Genomic DNA, 17,148 nt, shown 5'->3' with positions numbered 1-17,148 from the left:
CACAACGATGTTCGCGAATCGTGCACGTCTGGCTACGATCGTTCCTCGTGAACGTGATCTGGCGGACCCTCCTCGTGATCCTCGGCGCCCGGCGCCGCGTACGGCGGGGGAAGACCCTCGACCCGACGGCCGTCGGGAGCATCACCCTCACGACCCTGCCGACCGACCTCGACATCCTGCGCCACATGAACAACGGCCGCTACCTGTCGCTGTTCGACCTCGGGCGGTGGGACCAGCTCATCCGCACCGGGCTGTTCGACGCGATGAAGGACCGCGGCTGGTACGCGGTCGTCTCGAGCGAGACGGTCACGTTCCGCAAGTCGCTGCAGCTGTGGCAGCGGTTCGAGGTGCAGTCCCGGTTCATCGGGCACGACGAGAAGGCGCTGTTCCTCGAGCACCGCGCGGTGGTCGACGGCGAGGTCTACGCCCGAGCGATCGTGCGGGCCCGGATGCTGCGCCGCACGGGCGGCACCGTCAGCAACGAGGAGCTGTTCGCCGCCGTCGGAAAGCCCGAGGGCGTGCCGGAGATCGACGCCTGGGTGCACGACTGGGCCGCCGCATCCGCCCTCCCCCCGGTACGGGTGAAGGCGCCGAGCGTCTGGGGCTGACGCCTTCTGCTCGCGGCGCCGTCGAGCGCGGTAGCTTAGGCGTGTGCTGGCGATCCTGAAGACCGCGGGGCGGGTGCTCTGGCGGCACTGGCCCGCGCTGATGGCGTGGTACCTCGTCGGTGTGCTCGTGCACTACGTGGTCACGGAGATCGCCGGGTTCATCGGCGCCTCCTCCGCCACTCTCGGGTTCCTCGTCCTTCCGATCGGGATCCTCGCGCGGCTGGTGAGCCTGGTCGCGATGTTCCTGGTGCTGCGAGACGGTCTGCGCAACCTGCAGGAGGTCGCACCGCTGCCCGAGGCCGCCGCGGATCGGCGCCGCACGTTCCTGTCCGCGCTGCTGGCCGGCATCCTCCCCTTCTTCGCGGTCTACTGGGCGCAGGGGCTGCTGGGCGAGGACGTCCGGGCATACTCGCTGCGCGCACTCGAGGTGCGGCAGGGGATCATCGCGTGGGCGGCTGTCAGGAACGAGGGGCCGGTGAGCTCGGTCGACACGGTGCTCAACCTGCCGATCAACGTGTGGACCATCTCGATCATCGTGCTCGCGTTCGCCGGCCGCTGGGCGTGGTCGAAGTGGTCGGCGAAGCTCGCGAAGTGGTTGTCGCCGGTCGCGGTCTACTTCGAGGTCGTCTGGGTCTTCTTCTCGGTGATGGTGCTCGGCGACATCTTCGACACGATCAAGGTGTGGGTCGACAGCCGTGCGGCCGTGGCCTTCTTCGAGACGGTCAGAGAGCAGATCCTGGATGCCGTCGCCCCGCTGCGCTGGCTGTGGGAAGGGATCGGCTGGCTGCTCTCCGAGGCGGGGCCGGTGCTCCTCGCCCCGCTGGCGTGGCTCACCATCGCGGGTGTGGTGTTCGGGCAGGCGATCGTGGCCGAGAAACTGCGGGTCGAGGGCGAGCTGATCGCCCGGGTGCGTGCCCACGCGGCCGTCATCCCCAACCCGCTCGTGCGCCGACTCAAGGATCTCGGCGAAGAGCTCGGTGCCCGCTTCCGACCCATCGGACGGGCGCTGCTGCTCATGTGGCGCGCGGGACCGCTGCTCGTCGGCTCCTACGCGCTGCTCTACGTGATCGTGAAAGCGCTCGAATCCTTCCTCGGCTTCGGCATCACCCGGCTGGTCGGCCCGCAGGACTTCGTGTTCTGGGCGATCGCCACGCCGCTCGTCTCCCTCGTGCCGCTCCTGCTCATGGAGCCCGTGCGCATCGCGGTGATCAGCGGGGCGTACGACGCCACCCTCGCCCGGCTGCGCAAGCGCCGGCAGGACCGCACCGATACGGCGGGCGTCTCGGCGGAGGAGGGGGAGATGCGCGCGGTCGCCGATGCCGCCGGCCTCCTGCCCTCGTCGGTGGATGCCGTCGCCGCCGCGATGGTCACCGCCCCCGCCAGGGACAGCGTCGAGGGTCAGGGCTCGAACTCGAACCTCACGAAGGAGCCGCCGGCGTCGTAGGGGCGCACGTCGACCCAGAAGGGCCCCTCGACCTCCTCGGGCACCACGAACGGGACGATCAGCTCGTAGGAGCCGGTCTGCGATCGCAGACAGAGCTCCGGCTCGTCCGGGCTCGAGTCCAGTCCGATCTCCGCACGCACGGGACTCCACTCGCGTCCCGTCGACTGCTCCACGAGGGCCGGCGTCTCGCACGCGACTCCCTCGGCACCCGCTTTCACGGGCACGCCGACCGCGATCAGGCGCGTGCCGTCGGGGACGTCGAGACCCGAGAGATCCTCGATCTCCCCGCCGCGCACCGGACCCCAGCCCGCGCCGGCGAGATCCGTCGTCTCGTCTTCGGCGACCACCACGGGCGTGACCGCGCGGGCGCCGAATCCGAAGTACTGGTACCACTCCTGCCACCCGACCGCGATGGCGGTCGCCGGCAGGAGGAGGACGAGCGCGACCAGCGCCAGCGTGTTCCGCCGCCACCAGGACGGCGGCTTCGGCGGGGCATCCGTCACCGCCGGGTCTTCGCGGGGGGCGGGCGGGACGGGTGGGAGCGGAATCGTCATCGGGCCCATCCGTTCTCGTCCAGGAGCACCTCGGCTTCGACGGGCAGGGCGGCCAGGTCGACGGGCAGGTCGATCACCCCGTCGAGCTGCACCTCGCCGACGCCGGCCCCCGGCACCCCCAGGCGGAGGGTGGCACGGTCGCCTCGGACGTCGTCGGGAAGTTCGAAGGCGAGGCTGCCGGCGCGGGGGACGGCGGTGACCAGGTCCTGTCGGGCGAACGTGGTGCCGCGCTCGGTGGCGCTGAAGGTGCGCTCGCCGATCGTGAGCTCCGCGAACGACAGCGTGCTGAGGTCCTGCGTCACCCCGGTGGCCGCTTCCAGATCGACGACGAGCCACGTCCCCTCGGCCGACCATCCGCGCGCATCGGTGACACGGTCGGCGAGGTGCACGTCGGTCACGGTCACGACGAGGTTGCGGGCGGTGGCATGCTCGCCGATCTGCGCGGTCGTGACGAACGGGGCGCTCGGGGCGTCGTCGGGGAGGGTGACCTTCGTCACGACCCAGGCGCACGCGAGCAGCGCGGCGGTGGCGAGCCAGACGAGGACGTGCTTCTTCACGGGACCGTCACCTCGTCGACGGTCGCCGTCAGGGTCGCTCCGACGCGCACGTCCTCCCAGTAGTCGCCGCGCATCACGCTCTGCCCGACGTAGTGATCCGCGTCCGGGAGGGTGAGGGTGATCTCCTCGCCGTCCCGGTAATCCTCCGGACCGACGATCCAGGCGAGCAGCACGCGCACGGGGACGTCGGGCTGCAGCAGGGAGACTTCGCCGCCGTCGTCGGCGCGGGAGATCGTGCCCTTCTCCTCGAGCCCGTCGATGCGGATGCCGTCGACGAACGGTGACGGCGATCCACTCTTCGCGGCAGGCCGGGGACGCTCGAACGTGTTGACGACGTCGACCGTGACGACCAGTACCCGCTCGCCCTTCTCCTCGTCCGGATACAGTCCCGCGTTCCCGCGTTCCTCGCTCAGCTCGACACCGACGACGGTCATCTCCATGTCGGACCCGGAGAAGGTCTCGCCGACCGCGACGACCGGGATGGGGTCGACGGCCGCGGCCTCCAGCCCACCGAACACCGCGGTGGTCGCCAGGAGCGCGGCACCGGCGCCGGTGATGAGCCAGGAGGTCGGGATGAGGTCGATGCTGCGTCGCGCCCATCCGAGGACCTTCGCCCTCGCCCCCGCATTGGTCGCCGCGACGGCCGGGTCCTGCCCCTGGTCGGGGCTCGCCGGCGGGGTCGTGGTCACGGCAACAGCATAGGGCGGGCCGTGCGAGCACGGAGAGAGGGGTGCGGGCTCCCGCTCGGCGGGGGCATCCAGACCTAGGGTGGACACCATGGCAGAGTCGTCGTCATCCCCATCGGATGCCGTGGCATCCGCACCCCTCGCCGACCGTGCCGTCGAGCTCGCTCGGCGGTGGGCGATCGAGGCCGCGGCGATCGAACCCGACCCCGCGGCCGCGCGGCTCGCCGGAGTGCTCCAGGATGCGAACGGACTGCCGTTCACCCTCGGATTCGTGGACGGCGTCATGCGTCCGGAGAGCCTGACCGCCGCAGCCTCCCAGCTGCACCGGATCGCGCCGATCGTGCCCGAGTTCCTGCCCTGGTACCTGCGCTCGGTGGTGCGTCTGGGCGGAGGCGTCGCCCCGGTCCTGCCGTCTCCCGTGGTGCCGATCGCGCGCAGGGTGCTCCGCGACATGGTCGGACACCTCGTGGTCGATGCGCGACCGGCGAAGCTCGGCACCGCGATCGCACGGCTCCGGGAGACCGGCTCGCGCCTCAATCTCAACCTCCTCGGCGAGGCCGTGCTGGGCGAGGCGGAGGCGAAGCGTCGGCTGGACGGCATCCACGAGCTCATCCGTCGCCCCGATGTCGACTACGTCTCGGTCAAGGTCTCGGCGATCATCAGCCACCTCTCGATGTGGGCGTTCGACGAGGTCGTCGACGCCGTCGTCGCCCGGCTGCTGCCCCTGTATCTGACCGCAGCCGCCGACGGCACGTTCATCAACCTCGACATGGAGGAGTACCGCGATCTCGACCTCACGATCGCGGTGTTCACGCGCATCCTGGAGGACCCGCGCCTGGCGGGCCTCGAAGCCGGCATCGTGCTGCAGGCCTACCTGCCCGACGCCCTGCCCGCGCTGCAGGAGCTGACTGCCTGGTCCGAGGACCGCGTCGCACACGGCGGCGTCCGCATCAAGGTGCGCCTCGTCAAGGGCGCCAACCTCGCGATGGAGAACGTCGAGGCGCGGATGCACGGCTGGACGCCGGCGACCTACGACACCAAGCTCGACACCGACGCGAACTACCTGCGCTGCCTCGACTGGGCGCTGCGGCCGGAGCACACCGCGGCCGTGAAGCTCGGCGTCGCGGGGCACAACCTCTTCGGGATCGCATACGCCTGGCTGCTCGCGGGCGAGCGGGGGGTGCGCGAGGCGGTGGAGTTCGAGATGCTCCTCGGCATGGCGCAGGGCCAGGTGCAGGCCGTGTCGCGCGAGGTCGGTCCCGTCCTGCTGTACGTCCCGGTCGTCGCGCCGACGGAGTTCGACGTCGCGATCAGCTACCTCGTGCGCCGGCTGGAGGAGAACGCCTCCCCGGACAACTTCCTCTCCGCCGCCTTCCGCCTCGGCGAGGACGAGTCCCTGTTCGTGCGGGAGCAGGACCGCTTCCTCGACGCGCTCGACCGCGCCGGCGACGCCACGCTCCGGATCGGTCCGCGCCGCACGCAGGACCGGCTCGCACCCGTGCACGAGTCCGTGCGACCGGCCCCCGTCGCCCCGGCTCCGGAGACCGACCTCACCAAGGCCGTGCTCGGGATCTCGCGCGGCTCCGACGGCGGCGACCGCGAGGCCTTCCTCGAGACCGCCGTCTACTCCGCGCGGGAGGTGGAGCAGGATTCCGGTGGCGCCCCCGGCTTCTCGAACACGGTCGACAGCGACCCGGCGCTGCCGGCGAACCGCGACTGGGCACGCGAGGTGCGCGAGCGCATCCCCGCCTCCCACCTCGGCACGGACACGATCGCCGTTGCGCAGGTGTCGGATGCGGAGTCTCTGGAGCGGATCGTGCAGGGCGTCCGACGCGCGGCTCCGACCTGGGGCGGACGTCCCGCCGCCGAACGCGCCGAGGTGCTGCTGCGTGCCGCCGCCGCGCTGGAGTCGCGGCGAGCTGACCTGATCGAGGTCGCGGCATCCGAGACCGGCAAGATCTTCGCCGAAGCCGACGTCGAGGTGAGCGAGGCGGTCGACTTCGCCCGCTACTACGCGGCCAAGGCGCGGGAGCTCGACGCGATCGCCGGCGCCGTGTTCGTGCCCGCCTCCGTCACCGTCGTCACGCCCCCGTGGAACTTCCCGCTCGCGATCCCGGCCGGCGGCGTGCTCGCCGCGCTCGGCGCGGGCTCCGGCGTCGTCTTCAAGCCGGCACCGCAGGCGCGCCGCTGTGCCGCGGTGATCGCCGAGGCCCTGTGGCAGGCGGGAGTGCCGCGCGATCTGCTGGCCCTCGTCGACATCGAGGAGGGCGAGCTCGGCCGCGAGCTCATCACGCACGATGCTGTCGACCGCGTGATCCTCACCGGCGCGTGGGACACGGCGGCCCTGTTCCGCTCCTGGCGCTCCGACCTGCCGCTGCTGGCCGAGACCAGCGGCAAGAACGCCATGATCATCACTCCGTCCGCGGATCTCGATCTCGCGGTCGCCGACCTCGTCAAGAGCGCGTTCGGTCACGCGGGCCAGAAGTGCTCCGCGGCGTCGCTCGCGATCCTCGTCGGTCCCGTCGGTCGCTCAGCGCGGTTCGCCCGACAGCTGGCCGACGCCGTGCGCTCGCTGCACGTCGGACCTCCCACCGACCCGCTGGCGGAGGTCGGTCCCGTGATCGAGCCGCCGCAGGGCAAGCTCGCCTGGGCGCTGAGCGAACTCGGGAGCGACGAGCAGTGGCTGATCGAGCCCGCGCTGGACGAGGCGGACGACGGCAGCGGGCGACTCTGGCGCCCCGGCATCCGCGTCGGCGTGCAACCGGGATCGCGCTTCCACACCGAGGAGTTCTTCGGTCCGGTGCTCGGCGTCATGCACGCTCCGACGCTCGCGAAGGCCGTGGAGCTGCAGAACGCGGTCGCCTACGGGCTCACCGCCGGGCTGCACACCCAGGACCCCGACGACCTCTCGTTCTGGCTCGACCGGGTGCAGGCCGGCAACCTCTACGTGAACCGCGGCATCACCGGCGCGATCGTGCAGCGGCAGCCGTTCGGCGGCTGGAAGCGCTCGTCCGTCGGGCCCGGAGCCAAGGCGGGCGGGCCGAACTACCTCATCGGTCTGGGCTCCTGGCGCTCGCACCCGGGCGGACCCGCGTCCAGCACCCTGCATCTGCGCGGGCTCGACTCCCGCATCACGGGCCTCATCGAGTCGGCGCAGTCGTCGCTCGAGTACGAGAAGTTCGAGTGGCTGCGTCGGTCCGCGCTCTCCGATGCGCTGGCCTGGGACCGCGAGTTCGGTCAGGTGCGCGACGTGTCCCGCCTGGGCGTGGAGCGCAACCTGTTCCGCTATCGACCGGTGCCGGTCGAGATCCGCGCGACCGAGGACGCAGCGCTGCAGGACCTGCTGCGCGTCGTGATCGCCGGGGTGCGCTCGGGGGCGAAGTTCGTCATCTCGACCCCGGTCGGGCTGCCGGGCGAGGTGCGTCGTGCGCTCGGCGACCTCGATGCCCCGGTGTTCCTCGAGACCGACGAGGAGTGGATGCAGCGGATGCGTCACGAGGCCGATGCCGACGGGCTCGTGTCAGCGACGCCGAGCGATCGGGTGCGCCTGGTGGGCGGTCGGGCCACTGTCGCCGCTCTGCGCTCGGCTCTGGCGACGGCATCCGGTGGCGACCCCGACCTCGCGGTGTACGACGGCGAGGTGACGGCCGCGGCCCGCATCGAACTGCTGCCGTTCGTGCACGAGCAGTCGATCTCGATCACCGCGCACCGTTACGGCAACCTCGACTCCTGGAGCAGCGGCGTGATCTGAGGCTCACGGCACGGTCGCGAGCACCATCAGGACCGCGGTGACGATCGCGCCGAGCACGGCCGCGCCGAGCGACGCCCCGGCGATGATGCGGCGCTTCGTCCTGTAGGAGCGCGCGATCGCTGATGCGATGCCGCCGCCGCCGAGCGACACGAGGCAGAAGACGAGTGCCGTGATATTGGCTGCGTCTTTGAGGGAAGGTGACTGACCAGGCATGTTGACCGTCGCGACGGAGACGCCGACGGATGCGAGGAGAGTGCCGCCTGCGAACACACAGGTCAGGATCCATGGCAGCACGATCGAACTCTTCACCTGAACATCATGCGTCATCGGCCGGTTTCGCGGCCCCACCCCCGGGAGCGGATGGGCGGGGCTGAAGACGGCGGGCGGACGGAGGCGTGTAAAGAATTCTTGACACGGTGGTCGCGCGGACGTACGCTGAGGGTGTCAAGAATCTTTTACATCGGAGGCATCATGGTCTACGAAGAACGCAACGCCTGGGCGGGACTCATCGTCAGCCCCATCGTGCTCGTCGTGTATGTCGTGCTGGTGCTGCAGCAGGCAGGCGGAGGGCCGCTCACCGGTGTCGACTGGTTCCCGCTGATGCTGTGGGTGATCGGCGGGGGCATCGTCGCGACGATCGTGATCAGCGTCGTGTGGGGCATGATCGCCGGGATGAAGGATCCCGACGGTGTCGGACGCTCCGACATCCGCGACCGCGACATCAGTCGCATGGGCGGCCGCGTCGAGCAGGCCTTCGTCGTGATCGCCGGCCTCGGGGTCATCGCCCTCTGCGCCGTCGGAGCCGACGTCTTCTGGATCGCGAACACCATGTTCCTGGGCTTCGCGGTGTCGGCGCTCGTCGGCGGCGTCGCGCGCGTGATCGCCTACCGGCGGGGACTCGTCTGATGGTCAAGCCCACCCTCGTCTCCAACAGCATCCGCATGCATCGTGAGCAGGCCGGGATGACGCAGGCCGAGCTCGCCCGGACGATCGGGGTGACGCGGCAGACGCTCATCGCGATCGAGCAGCAGAAGTACTCGCCGACACTCGAGCTCGCCTTCCAGATCGCCCGCGCGTTCGGCGTGGGGATCGACGACCTGTTCGGGTATCCAGACACCTCCGGAGGGACATCATGACCGACACGATGTCCGCGTGGCGGCGCGAGACGTACGGGCCCGCCTCCGGGGTCGCCCTCGAGCGGATTCCGGTGCCGGTGCCGCATCACGGCGAGGTGCTGCTGCGCGTGCGCGCCACGGCCCTGAACGCCGGAGACGTGCGCCTGCTGCTCGGCGATCCGCTGCTCGTGCGTCCCGTGTTCGGACTCACCCGTCCGAAGCATCCGGTGCGCGGGATGGAGGTCGCAGGCACCGTCGTCGCGATGGGTCCCGACGTCGTCGGCGCCGAGATGGGCGAGGACGTGGTGGGCGAGCTGGTCGGCGGCGGAGGCCTTGCGGAATACGTGCGCGTCCCGGCATCCCGACTCGTGCCCGTGCCGCCCGACATCCCGGCCGCATCCGCCGCCTGCCTTCCGGTCGCCGGCGGCACCGCCTGGCAGGCCCTCGATCTCGCGGGAGTGGGGCTGCGCCACGGCCATACCCCTCGACTCCTGATCATCGGCGCTTCCGGCGGCGTCGGTACGTTCGCGGTGCAGCTCGCCGCCCTCCGCGGCGCCGAGGTGTGGGCCACGTGCAGCGCCCGGAACGCGCCGCTGGTCGAGCGCCTCGGCGCCGTCCGCACCCTCGACCACCGGGAGTCGCCGTTGAGCGGCATCCCGGCCGGGCGCTTCGACGCGATCATCGACATCGCCGGCGGAGTGCCGCTGCGCGAGCTCCAGCGCCTCACCGTGCACGGGGGCACGATCGTGCTCGTCACGGGGGATGGCGGCCACGTGCTCGGTCCCATCCCGCGGATGCTGCGCGCGGCCGTGCTGTCCCTGGGATCGCGCCGCATCCGCCCGCTCGCCGCGTCGCCGCGCCCGGAGGTCCTCACCAAGCTCCTCGAGCTCGTCGCCGAGGGGCGCGTGGTCCCGGTGATCGAGCGCGAGTACCCCTTCGCCGAGGCATCCGCCGCCCTCGCGCACCTCGAGGCCGGGCACACGGTCGGCAAGGTCGTGGTCACCCACCCTGCGCGGTGACTCCGTCCCGCCCGTGCGGGGCCGGTCGCGGCTCTGGCGGTGCACAGGGGGTGGATGACACAATGGACTCCGGCGTGCCCGAGTCGCATCTTCCCCGCCGCCGGCTCTGAACGAGCTGCGGGTCGAAGGACCGCCGGGCCCCTGGACAGCGTCCGCCGCGCCCGTTCATTCGAGGAGCATCCATGTCGACGCCTGAAGCCGCCGTATCCACCGCACCCGCGCGCACCGCGCACCACCGCCACTACCTGATGTGCAAGCCGGAGCACTTCACGGTCAACTACTCCATCAACCCGTGGATGGAGCCGTCGCGTCCGACCGACACCGCCAACGCGGTCGCGCAGTGGCAGAAGCTCTACGACCTGTACCTCGAGCTGGGCCACGAGGTCGAGCTCATCGAGCCGCTCCCCGGTTACCCGGACATGGTCTACACGGCCAACGGCGGGTTCCTCATCGACGGCCGCGCGTACGTGCCCGAGTTCCGCTTCGTCGAGCGTCAGGGTGAGGCCCCGGCGTTCGCCGACTGGTTCCGCGCCGCGGGCTACGACACCGTGATGCCCGAAGAGGTCAACGAGGGCGAGGGCGACTTCCTGCTCGTCGGCGACGTGATCCTGGCCGGCACCGGCTTCCGCTCCACGGGTGACAGCCACCGCGAGGTCGGAGAGGTCTTCGGCCGTGAGGTCGTGTCGCTCAACCTGGTCGACCCGCGCTTCTACCATCTCGACACCGCGATCGCCGTGCTCGACCCCGTGCAGGGCGTGGAGAACGGCGGCCCGGAGCGCGCGAACATCGCGTACCTCCCCGGGGCCTTCGACGACGCGAGCCGTGCCGAGCTCGAGAAGCGCTTCCCGGACGCGATCCTCGTGTCGGACGAGGACGGCGCCGTGTTCGGTCTGAACTCGGCGAGCGACGGCTACAACGTGATCATCTCCCCGCGCGCGAAGGGCTTCGAGAAGCAGCTGCGCGAGCGCGGCTACAACCCCATCACCGTCGACCTGTCCGAGCTGCTGCTCGGCGGCGGCGGCATCAAGTGCTGCACGCTCGAACTGCGGGGTGCGAAGTGACCGCGGTCGAGTCTTCGACGGGCGCAGAGGCCGAGGGGGCGACCGGGGCGGGGGCCGAGCCACACGTCGCGCACAACTACCACCCGCTGCCGGTGAACATCGCCCGCGCCGAGGGCGCCTGGGTGACGGATGTCGAGGGCAAGCGGTACCTCGACCTGCTCGCGGCGTATTCGGCCGTGAACTTCGGGCACCTGCACCCGGCCCTCGTGGCGGCAGCGACCGAGCAGCTCGGGCGGGTGACGCTCGTCAGCCGTGCGTTCCAGAGCGACCGGCTCGAGCCGTTCGCCGCGGCCCTCGCCGAGCTCGCCGGCAAGGACCTCGTGCTGCCGATGAACACCGGCGCCGAGGCCGTCGAGACCGGCATCAAGGTCGCACGCGCCTGGGGCTACCGGGTCAAGGGCATCGCCGAGGGCAAGGCGCGCATCATCGTCGCGGCCGGCAACTTCCACGGCCGCACGACGACGATCGTCAGCTTCAGCGACGACGAGTCCGCACGGGACGACTTCGGTCCGTACACCCCCGGCTTCGACGTGGTGCCCTACGGCGACGCGGAGGCGATCGCCGCGGCCATCACCGACGACACGGCCGCTGTGCTCGTCGAGCCGATCCAGGGCGAGGCCGGCGTCGTGATCCCCCCGGAGGGGTACCTGCGCCGCATCCGCGAGATCTGCGACGAGAAGAACGTGCTCTTCATCGCCGACGAGATCCAGGCGGGACTCGGGCGCGTGGGCGAGACGTTCGCCTGCGATCGCGAGGGCGTCGTGCCCGACCTGTACCTGCTCGGCAAGGCGCTCGGCGGCGGCATCCTGCCCGTCTCGGCCGTCGTCGGGAACACCGACGTGCTGGGCGTCATCCGTCCCGGCGAGCACGGGTCGACGTTCGGCGGCAACCCGCTCGCGGCGGCCGTGGGGCTGCGCGTGGTCGAGATGCTGCAGACCGGCGAGTTCCAGGAGCGGGCGCGCGCACTCGGCGCGCACCTGGAGCAGGCGCTCCAGCCGCTGATCGGGCACGGCGTCACGGCCGTGCGCATCGCGGGGCTGTGGGCCGGCGTCGACATCGACCCCGCCAGGGGCACGGGCCGCGAGATCGCAGAGAAGCTCCTCGACCGCGGCGTCCTGGTGAAGGACACGCATGGGCAGACGGTGCGCATCGCGCCGCCGCTCGTGATCCGCGCGACCGAGCTCGACTGGGCGGTGGAGCAGCTCAAGCTGGTGCTCGGCGCGTAGTCCCGCGCCGAGTGCTGTGACGGGCAGCGCCACCGGGGGGAGGGCCGCCGCTGGGGATGGCGGCGGCGACGGTGACGCTGCCCTCACGCAGATGCTCAGGCCGGAGGCGAGTCCGGGTCGAGGGTCTTGAGGGTGTCCTCCTCGGCGGCGTTGTCGGCGTCGAGCTGCGCTTCGGTGTGCTCATCGCCGCCGAGCGCGGCCCGGTGGCCCTGGCCCGCGTCGCCTTGGATGGCGCCGCCGGTCGACTCTCCGCGCGAGCTGTCGCCCTGGATCGCGCCGCCGGTGCCGTCGCCCTGGCCGGCGTCCTCCTCGGGCACTCCGACTCCGGGTGCACCTTCGGCCGGGTCCTGCGGGTGGGGGGTGCGTTCCGTGTTCTGGTCCATGCACCGACGGTACGCGCGGTCGAGCGCGACACCGAGGGGGTTGACATCTCGTCGCGACCCTTCGCGGGAAAGGGGCCGGGTATCCTGTGGCCCGGGGGGAACATGACAGACCAGCCGTGGCTGCTGCAGAGCCCGCCCGCGCCCGCGCGGCGGACTCCGAATGCCGATCGCCGGGACATCCACTCCCTCACATGGGTGGTCTGGCCGTGGGTGAACTGGCTCCTTCCCGTCCTCGCGATCTTCTGCATCGGCAACAACGGCTGGGCGCTGCTGGCGCTCCTCCTCTTCTCGCCCGTGCTGGTCCCCGTGGCGGGCCTGCTGGGCTCGCTCCCTCGCTTCCTCCTCCGCCGGAGCGGCAGCACCACCACGCCGGGACCGATCACCGTCCTCCTGCTCGTGCAGTGGTGGGCGGTGATCACCGGGATGATCACGCCGGCGGGAGCCACCGACGGGCGTCCGATCCCCGCCATCATGCAGGGGCTGTCGCCGCGTCCGATCTCGAGCGCCTACCTCTCCGACGTGATGCTCGTCGCGGCCGGGATCGTCGTCGTCTGCTGGATCGCCGTGCTCGCGATCGCGAGCGTCACCGCCTCGAGAAAGCACGTCTGGGCATCGAAGCGATGGACGGTCGTCGCCGGGGTCGCCGCCGTCGGGCTCCCGCTGCTCTTCGTCGCCACGATCTGGCTCGGTGGAGCCGTCACGGCGCAGCAGCGCGACGCGGCCGGCGTGACCGTCGCCGAGGTGCAGGCGCAGCCCCTGAGCGCGCAGGCGCAGCAGGCCCTGGAGCGCCACGACCGGGCGCAGGCGCAGCTGTCTCTGGTGCGCGGGATGATCGCCGAAGACGGGTGGCAGGCGTCGATGCGGGGGTTCGGCGACCTGACCACTTTCGCCGAAGGTGCCGACAGCTACGGCGTGGACATCGCGTTCCGGTACGACGTGCCGGCGGGGGGCGCCGTGGACGTGGACGCGGTCGCAGCCGAGCTCCGGCAGCGGGGATGGACGGATGGCGAGCGGGGCGCTCTCATCGACCCCGACGGGAACACGATCGAGATCGACGCGTATGACCAGACCATCGTGGTCTCGCTCGTCTCACCGCGCTGGTGGGGCGACTCCGACGACCTCAACGAGGAGCTCGGCGTCTACCACGACGACTCCGCGGCAGAGCCCTACACGTACGACGACTGGCCCTCGCCCTGAGTGCCGGACGCCGGCGTCACTCCTCGAGGCCGTGCTTCTTGGCGGTGCGGATCGGCGTCGTCACGGCGGCCTCGTCGCTGAACTCGATCGGGTCGACCTCGATCACACGGAGCGGGCGCGTCTCGTCGAGCGTGAGCAGGAAGCGGCGGTTCTCGTCGCGGCGGAGTCGTCCTGACGTCGCGACCCAGATCACACCGATCGCGCAGGCGACGAATCCGGCCGTGCCGCCGAGCATGATCGCGGCGCGCGGACCGAACGTGTCGGCCACCCAGCCGGCGATGGGAGCGCCCACCGGGGTCGAGCCCATGATGACGGCCATGTACAGCGCGAGGACGCGTCCGCGCAGCGCGGGATCCGTCGTGATCTGCACGTAGCCGTTCGCCGTGGTGAGCAGGGTCACGATCATGAAGCCGGTGAAGGTGAGGGTGACCGCGTAGGAGGCGTAGCTCGGCATGGCGGAGGAGATGAACGCCGCGATGCCGAATCCGCCCGCGGCGAGGATGACGACGCGCACGCGCGCCCGGTCCCGCCGTGCCGCGAGCAGGGCGCCGATGAGCGAGCCGATCGCGAGGACGGAGCTGAGCACGCCGTAGCCGTCGGCGCCGGCCCCGAACTCGAGGGCCATGGTCGACGCGAAGATCGGGAAGTTCATGCCGAACGCGCCGATCAGGAACACCGTCACGAACACGACCTTCAGATCGCTGCGCCCCCACACGTAGCGGAACCCGGCGGCGAGCCCTCCGCGGTTGCGGCTCTTGATGCGCGGGGCGAGCAGGCTGCGCCGCATCAGGAGGAGCGCGAGGAGCATCGCGAGGAAGGTCGTCGCGTTGACGATGAACACCCAGCCGGAGCCGATCGCCACGATCAGCAGGCCGCCGATGGCCGGACCCACCATGCGGGCCAGGTTGAACGACGCCGAGTTGAGGGCGACCGCGTTGGACGTGTCACCGGTGGAGACCATGTCGGACACGAAGGCCTGCCGTGCCGGGGCGTCGAAGGCGTTCACGATGCCGAAGCCGAGCGCGAAGCCGAACATCATCGGCAGCGTCATCAGGTCGTTCAGCAGCAGCACGCCGACGGCGATGGCCAGCCCGAGCAGCGCCGACTGCGTGGCGAACAGGATGTGCCGTCGGTCGAAGCGGTCGGCCACCCAGCCCGTCATGCTCACCAGCACGAGGGGAGGGCCGAACTGCAGCGCCATGGTGACGCCCATCGCGGTGGCGTCGTTGTCGGTCAGCTCGGTGAGCACGACCCAGTCCTGGGCGGTGGCCTGCATCCACCCGCCGACGTTGGAGATCAGGGCGCCGGCGAACCAGATGCGGTAGTTGATGTTGGCGAAGGAGCGGAACATCGCGCTCATCGTTCCACCACCCTCCGCATCAGGGCGCTCGCTTCGCGGAGCGTGGTGAGCTCGTCCTCGGTGTAGTCGACCTCGCGCAGCATGTCGGCGAGCAGTTCGTCGCGGCGGCGGATCGTCTCGACGACGATCGAGATGCCGGCATCGGTGATGTCGACCTGCACACGGCGGCGGTCGTCCTCATCGGGGGTGCGCGCGACGAAGCCCTGCTCCTCGAGGCCGTTGATCGTGCTGGTCATCGACGGGGCGGTCACCCGCTCGCGCTCGGCGAGGGTGGAGATCGTGCGGCGGCCGTTCATGCGCAGGTCGGCGAGCACCGCCAGCTGCGCATCGCTCATCGAGTCGGCGGCGCGTGCGCAGCGGAGTCGACGGGCCAGGCGGAAGGTGGCCATGCGCAGGTCTGTGGCGGTGAGGTGGAGGGATTCATCAGACGCAGACATTACTTAGTTAGCCTATCTAATTTTCGGAGGAGAGGGGAAGGGCCGCGAGGGGCGGGAAGGGGGTCGGGCACAATGGAGGGGTGACCCGAACGCTTGCTCTCGAAATCGCCGTGCAGGATCCCGCCGGAGTGCGCATCGCCGCAGAGATCGGCGCCGCACGCGTCGAGCTCGCGACGGCCCTCGCTCTCGGCGGGCTGACCCCGTCGCCGGCGACGCTCGAACTCGCCGTCGAGGCGGCGGGCGCCGACGGGCCCGAGGTGCACGTGCTGATCCGCCCCCGTGCGGGCGGGTTCCACTACGACGAGGACGAACTCGCGGTCGCGGAACGCGACGTGCGGCGGGCGATCGCCGCGGGCGCCTCCGGCGTCGTCATCGGGGCGCTCGACGCCGAGGGGCGTCTCGACCTGTTCGCGATGGCCCGGCTGCGCGACGCCGCGGACGGCGCATCCGCCACGCTCCACCGTGCGATCGACGTGACCGCCGACCCGGTCGCGACGCTGCGCAGCGCCAGGGAGCTCGGACTCCGTCGCGTCCTCACCTCGGGCGGGGCCTCCGCCGCGATCGACGGCCTCGACACCCTCCGGGCGCTTGTCGCCGCGGCCGAAGGCGAGATCGAGATCATGGCCGGCAGCGGTGTCGACGTGTCGAGTGCCCCGGTGCTCGCCGCGGCCGGGGTCGACGCCCTGCACTTCTCGGCCAAGCGCGCCGTCACGGAAGAGGGTGGCGTGCGCATGGGCTCCGCCTCCGACGGGGTCGGCGGCTACGAGGTCACCGACCGCGACATCGCGTTCGCGATCCGGGATGCCGTCGCGCGGTAGCCGCCCGCCGCGCACGGTCGGTAGGCTCGCACCGTGATGGATACCCGCGAGTTCACCGACCACCACGGCGTCGCCATCGTCTATGACGTGCATCCGGCTGCGGGGACTCCCCGCGGAGTCGTGCAGCTCCTGCACGGCGTCGGCGAGCACGCCGGAAGATACGGAGCACTGATCGGCGCTCTCACCGAGGCCGGCTTCACCGTCTACGCCGACGACCACCGCGGTCACGGCCGCACCGGCATCCGCCAGCACGGCGGACCCGAGAAGCTCGGCCGTCTGGGCAAGGGCGGCCTGCGCGCGGCCGAGGACGCCGTCTGGCAGCTGACCGGCATCATCCGCGACGAGAACCCCGACCTGCCCCTCGTGCTCCTCGGGCATTCCTGGGGCTCGTTCCTGGCGCAGATGCTGGTCAACGACCACCCGGAGGCGTGGGATGCGGTGATCCTCTCCGGCTCCGCACTGCGGATGCCGGGTTCGCTCAACGCGGCGCCGCTGAACGCGCGGTGGGCCGGCGACGACGCGACCGGGTTCGAGTGGCTCAGCCGCGACCCCGCCGTGTGGACCTCCTTCGACGAGGACCCGCTGACCACCGACGAACCGCTGCTCAAGCTCTTCGGCCCGATCGAGGCCGCGCGACTCTACGGGCGCCCGGCCAAGGACCTGGGCCACGACATCCCGCTGCTCCTGCTCGTCGGACGCGACGACCCGGTGGGCGGCCCGCGCAGCGTGCACAAGCTCGCCGACGAGTACCGGAGCCGTTCCGGGCTGACGGACGTCACGACGCTGGTCTACCCGGACGCGCGTCACGAGATCTTCAACGAGCTGCAGCAGGACGAGGTGCGCGCCGACGTGCTGGCCTGGCTCGACAAGCACATCCCCGCGCGCTGAGACGCGCTCCCTCCCTCCCTCCCGGAGGCGCTGGTGTGACGCGG

Annotated in this window: 18 protein-coding genes; 11 read left to right on the top strand and 7 right to left on the bottom strand. The window is 71.2% G+C overall.

Translation table 11 applies throughout. The features are described from left to right. Positions 1-47: 47 nt before the first annotated feature. Both AC07VM_RS05105 and AC07VM_RS05100 read left to right on the top strand, forming a co-directional pair. Positions 48-608, top strand: a complete 561-nt coding sequence (locus tag AC07VM_RS05105; protein ID WP_267416075.1) for an acyl-CoA thioesterase — start codon at positions 48-50, stop codon at positions 606-608. Between the two features lie 43 nt (positions 609-651). Beyond that, positions 652-2,052, top strand: a complete 1,401-nt coding sequence (locus AC07VM_RS05100; RefSeq protein WP_494910231.1) for a hypothetical protein — start codon at positions 652-654, stop codon at positions 2,050-2,052. On the opposite strand, the gene AC07VM_RS05095 is transcribed toward AC07VM_RS05100, so the two are convergent. The 3 genes from AC07VM_RS05095 to AC07VM_RS05085 are packed head-to-tail and all read right to left on the bottom strand — an operon-like array spanning position 2,007 to position 3,852. Beyond that, on the bottom strand, positions 2,007-2,606 hold the full coding sequence (locus AC07VM_RS05095; RefSeq protein ID WP_494910230.1) for a hypothetical protein: 600 nt from the start codon (positions 2,604-2,606) through the stop codon (positions 2,007-2,009). The two genes, AC07VM_RS05100 and AC07VM_RS05095, sit on opposite strands and share 46 nt — an antisense overlap. After that, positions 2,603-3,163 carry a DUF4352 domain-containing protein gene (locus AC07VM_RS05090; RefSeq protein WP_494910229.1) on the bottom strand — a complete coding sequence of 187 codons (561 nt, stop codon included), beginning with the start codon at positions 3,161-3,163 and terminating at the stop codon, positions 2,603-2,605. The genes AC07VM_RS05095 and AC07VM_RS05090 overlap by 4 nt, the downstream gene beginning before the upstream one ends. Then, a complete protein-coding gene (locus AC07VM_RS05085) occupies positions 3,160-3,852 on the bottom strand; it encodes a hypothetical protein (protein ID WP_267416070.1) in 693 nt (230 codons plus the stop codon). Before AC07VM_RS05085 ends, AC07VM_RS05090 begins: the two co-directional genes overlap by 4 nt. A gap of 88 nt (positions 3,853-3,940) precedes the next feature. Here AC07VM_RS05085 and AC07VM_RS05080 point away from each other — a divergent pair, with 88 nt between their 5' ends. Beyond that, positions 3,941-7,600 carry a proline dehydrogenase family protein gene (locus AC07VM_RS05080; protein ID WP_494910228.1) on the top strand — a complete coding sequence of 1,220 codons (3,660 nt, stop codon included), beginning with the start codon at positions 3,941-3,943 and terminating at the stop codon, positions 7,598-7,600. A 3-nt stretch (positions 7,601-7,603) separates the two neighbouring features. On the opposite strand, the gene AC07VM_RS05075 is transcribed toward AC07VM_RS05080, so the two are convergent. Further along, positions 7,604-7,948: a hypothetical protein gene (locus AC07VM_RS05075; RefSeq protein ID WP_494910227.1), complete on the bottom strand. Its 345-nt coding sequence runs from the start codon at positions 7,946-7,948 to the stop codon at positions 7,604-7,606. Between the two features lie 123 nt (positions 7,949-8,071). Here AC07VM_RS05075 and AC07VM_RS05070 point away from each other — a divergent pair, with 123 nt between their 5' ends. From AC07VM_RS05070 to rocD, 5 genes are all read left to right on the top strand, one after another. Continuing rightward, positions 8,072-8,506, top strand: coding sequence for a hypothetical protein (locus tag AC07VM_RS05070; RefSeq protein WP_494910226.1), 435 nt, complete (start codon positions 8,072-8,074; stop codon positions 8,504-8,506). Continuing rightward, complete coding sequence (locus tag AC07VM_RS05065; RefSeq protein ID WP_267416066.1) at positions 8,506-8,736, top strand: helix-turn-helix transcriptional regulator; 231 nt, start codon at positions 8,506-8,508, stop codon at positions 8,734-8,736. The genes AC07VM_RS05070 and AC07VM_RS05065 overlap by 1 nt, the downstream gene beginning before the upstream one ends. Beyond that, positions 8,733-9,734 carry an NAD(P)-dependent alcohol dehydrogenase gene (locus tag AC07VM_RS05060; protein WP_494910225.1) on the top strand — a complete coding sequence of 334 codons (1,002 nt, stop codon included), beginning with the start codon at positions 8,733-8,735 and terminating at the stop codon, positions 9,732-9,734. Before AC07VM_RS05065 ends, AC07VM_RS05060 begins: the two co-directional genes overlap by 4 nt. 182 nt (positions 9,735-9,916) lie before the next feature. Next, positions 9,917-10,795: a dimethylargininase gene (gene ddaH, locus AC07VM_RS05055; RefSeq protein ID WP_494910224.1), complete on the top strand. Its 879-nt coding sequence runs from the start codon at positions 9,917-9,919 to the stop codon at positions 10,793-10,795. Further along, on the top strand, positions 10,792-12,021 hold the full coding sequence (gene rocD / locus AC07VM_RS05050) for an ornithine--oxo-acid transaminase (protein ID WP_494910223.1): 1,230 nt from the start codon (positions 10,792-10,794) through the stop codon (positions 12,019-12,021). Before ddaH ends, rocD begins: the two co-directional genes overlap by 4 nt. A 95-nt stretch (positions 12,022-12,116) precedes the next feature. Here rocD and AC07VM_RS05045 read toward each other — a convergent pair whose 3' ends face one another. Beyond that, positions 12,117-12,404 carry a hypothetical protein gene (locus AC07VM_RS05045; protein WP_267416062.1) on the bottom strand — a complete coding sequence of 96 codons (288 nt, stop codon included), beginning with the start codon at positions 12,402-12,404 and terminating at the stop codon, positions 12,117-12,119. A gap of 102 nt (positions 12,405-12,506) precedes the next feature. On the opposite strand from AC07VM_RS05045, the gene AC07VM_RS05040 reads away from it, so the two are divergent. Then, positions 12,507-13,601 carry a hypothetical protein gene (locus AC07VM_RS05040; RefSeq protein ID WP_494910222.1) on the top strand — a complete coding sequence of 365 codons (1,095 nt, stop codon included), beginning with the start codon at positions 12,507-12,509 and terminating at the stop codon, positions 13,599-13,601. Between the two features lie 16 nt (positions 13,602-13,617). On the opposite strand, the gene AC07VM_RS05035 is transcribed toward AC07VM_RS05040, so the two are convergent. Continuing rightward, a complete protein-coding gene (locus AC07VM_RS05035) occupies positions 13,618-14,952 on the bottom strand; it encodes an MFS transporter (protein WP_494910749.1) in 1,335 nt (444 codons plus the stop codon). A gap of 5 nt (positions 14,953-14,957) precedes the next feature. Beyond that, positions 14,958-15,398 carry a MarR family winged helix-turn-helix transcriptional regulator gene (locus tag AC07VM_RS05030; RefSeq protein ID WP_494910221.1) on the bottom strand — a complete coding sequence of 147 codons (441 nt, stop codon included), beginning with the start codon at positions 15,396-15,398 and terminating at the stop codon, positions 14,958-14,960. A gap of 80 nt (positions 15,399-15,478) precedes the next feature. Here AC07VM_RS05030 and AC07VM_RS05025 point away from each other — a divergent pair, with 80 nt between their 5' ends. Together AC07VM_RS05025 and AC07VM_RS05020 are read left to right on the top strand one after the other, a co-directional pair. Next, positions 15,479-16,216, top strand: coding sequence for a copper homeostasis protein CutC (locus AC07VM_RS05025; RefSeq protein ID WP_494910220.1), 738 nt, complete (start codon positions 15,479-15,481; stop codon positions 16,214-16,216). A 36-nt stretch (positions 16,217-16,252) separates the two neighbouring features. Beyond that, the gene (locus AC07VM_RS05020; RefSeq protein ID WP_267418601.1) at positions 16,253-17,104 is read left to right on the top strand and encodes an alpha/beta fold hydrolase; all 852 of its coding nucleotides are present in this window, start codon (positions 16,253-16,255) and stop codon (positions 17,102-17,104) included. Positions 17,105-17,148 lie beyond the last annotated feature (44 nt).

The organism is Microbacterium sp. GW821-FHT01D02 (assembly GCF_059422585.1).
The sequence above is the reverse complement of the archived record's forward strand: the minus strand, read 5'-3'. Positions and strand labels throughout refer to the sequence as shown.

Bases quoted from the DNA above. Each gene is read 5' to 3' on its own strand.
- AC07VM_RS05095 (WP_494910230.1), bottom strand. From the start codon at position 2,606: ATGACGATTCCGCTCCCACCCGTCCCGCCCGCCCCCCGCGAAGACCCG.
- AC07VM_RS05080 (WP_494910228.1), top strand. From the start codon at position 3,941: ATGGCAGAGTCGTCGTCATCCCCATCGGATGCCGTGGCATCCGCACCC.
- AC07VM_RS05070 (WP_494910226.1), top strand. From the start codon at position 8,072: ATGGTCTACGAAGAACGCAACGCCTGGGCGGGACTCATCGTCAGCCCC.
- AC07VM_RS05065 (WP_267416066.1), top strand. From the start codon at position 8,506: ATGGTCAAGCCCACCCTCGTCTCCAACAGCATCCGCATGCATCGTGAG.
- AC07VM_RS05060 (WP_494910225.1), top strand. From the start codon at position 8,733: ATGACCGACACGATGTCCGCGTGGCGGCGCGAGACGTACGGGCCCGCC.
- ddaH (WP_494910224.1), top strand. From the start codon at position 9,917: ATGTCGACGCCTGAAGCCGCCGTATCCACCGCACCCGCGCGCACCGCG.
- AC07VM_RS05045 (WP_267416062.1), bottom strand. From the start codon at position 12,404: ATGGACCAGAACACGGAACGCACCCCCCACCCGCAGGACCCGGCCGAA.
- AC07VM_RS05040 (WP_494910222.1), top strand. From the start codon at position 12,507: ATGACAGACCAGCCGTGGCTGCTGCAGAGCCCGCCCGCGCCCGCGCGG.
- AC07VM_RS05035 (WP_494910749.1), bottom strand. From the start codon at position 14,952: ATGTTCCGCTCCTTCGCCAACATCAACTACCGCATCTGGTTCGCCGGC.
- AC07VM_RS05030 (WP_494910221.1), bottom strand. From the start codon at position 15,398: ATGTCTGCGTCTGATGAATCCCTCCACCTCACCGCCACAGACCTGCGC.
- AC07VM_RS05020 (WP_267418601.1), top strand. From the start codon at position 16,253: ATGGATACCCGCGAGTTCACCGACCACCACGGCGTCGCCATCGTCTAT.